Source organism: Synechococcus sp. R55.7 (assembly GCF_047461955.1).
Lineage (GTDB): Bacteria > Cyanobacteriota > Cyanobacteriia > Thermostichales > Thermostichaceae > Thermostichus.
Genome location: NZ_JANSIC010000347.1, coordinates 1 through 1,398, shown reverse-complemented (window position 1 = coordinate 1,398; position 1,398 = coordinate 1). Strand labels below are relative to the sequence as shown.

General features: G+C 55.8%; 1 protein-coding gene and 1 pseudogene. Both read left to right on the top strand.

Annotation, left to right across the window (positions count from 1 at the left end; translation table 11 throughout):
- Nucleotides 1-296: 296 nt before the first annotated feature.
- Nucleotides 297-1,196, top strand: coding sequence for a M23 family metallopeptidase (locus NW820_RS12380; protein ID WP_414357146.1), 900 nt, complete (start codon nt 297-299; stop codon nt 1,194-1,196).
- A 3-nt stretch (nt 1,197-1,199) separates the two neighbouring features.
- Nucleotides 1,200-1,398 (top strand): annotated as a pseudogene (locus NW820_RS12375) (hypothetical protein); the annotation flags it as partial.

The following is a 1,398-nucleotide window of genomic DNA, read 5'->3' as shown; positions in this document are numbered from 1 at the left end:
AACTGTAGGAGAAGGTCTACGAAACCTCTTCAGTGGGAATACAGAACTTTTTGAGCTGCGGAGACTTCTGGATTATGAAAGTTATGTAAAGATGCCTTTGTTTTCGCCAGACAGGGCGAGTACTTGACCTATTCTTAAACAACTTGAGTCAAGCTGGGCTCGGTATCTTCACTTGGACTGACTCCCTCCACCAAGTTGAGCAGGGATCCCAGCCAAACCGCTTAGACAAGGTGAGCTGGCTTACGCAAAATGAAGTATGGGGAAAATACGGATGAGGTGGGAAGGGGTGAGGATGAATGTCGAGACAAAGATCCGAGATAAAGATCATCTTGGGCTTGGGCTGTGGGATCTGTCTGGGAGCGCTCTCTGCTGAGGCCAGTACTCTCCAGGTGCAGGTGAGCCCTCCCGATCCCCCTTTGGGGTACACCGTTTCTGTGCAAATCACAGCCGCACCGGAAACTTTGCTTGGGGATTGGCCTAGGGTCAGCCTAATCCATCCCGATGGCACACAAGCCCACTACCCAGCTTTCCAGATAGCGGCCAACCGTTGGCGGGCGTTGATCCCCACTACCCCTTTGGATGCTCCTGGAGCTCGCCAGATTCAGATCCAAGGGTTTATCCAAGATGCCATCCCACCTCCCTTGCAACTGTCTTTGCAACCGCGAGAGTTCCCCGTTCAAAGGATTCGCCTACCGGCGGGGGCCAGCGTCTGGGCCACAGAGGTGGAATGGACTAAGGTAGAGGCTTTTCGGCAGCACATCAGCCCGGAGAAGTACTGGCAAGGGTATTTTCACCGTCCAGCCCAAGGCCCGGTTACCACTGCGTTTGGGGTGCGCCGCTACTACAACGGCCAGTTTGCGGAAGATTATTATCATCGCGGTATTGACTATGCAGGCCCTGTGGGGGCAGTGGTGGTGGCTCCCGCAGCCGGTTGGGTTAGGCTGGTGGGCTACGAATCGGAAGGCTTTCGCGTTCACGGGAATACCATCGGCATCGATCACGGCCAAGGAGTGACCAGCTTGTTGCTGCATTTGAGCCGCATCGATGTGCGAGAGGGAGAGTGGGTGGAAGCCGGCCAGCCGGTTGGGGCCATTGGGGCTACGGGAACGGCTACGGGGCCCCACTTGCATTGGGGGCTATTTGTCCACAACCATTCGGTGGATCCCGTGCCATGGCTGCATTTGGCTATTGAGTAGATTGTGAATAAATGGAGATCTCCGCTGGGAGATTGGGGATCAATCGGTCGAAGCGTGCCCGTTTACCTGTACTGGGGGGATGATACCTATCGCCTGATGCAGGCGGTACAGCAGTTGCGGGATCAAGTGCTGGATCCCCACTGGGCAGCTTTTAACTACGATCGCCTGCCGCCGGAATCCACGGTTGCCGGGCTCAACCAAG

Coding starts and splice junctions, on each gene's coding strand:
- NW820_RS12380 (WP_414357146.1), top strand. CDS start 297: ATGTCGAGACAAAGATCCGAGATAAAGATCATCTTGGGCTTGGGCTGT.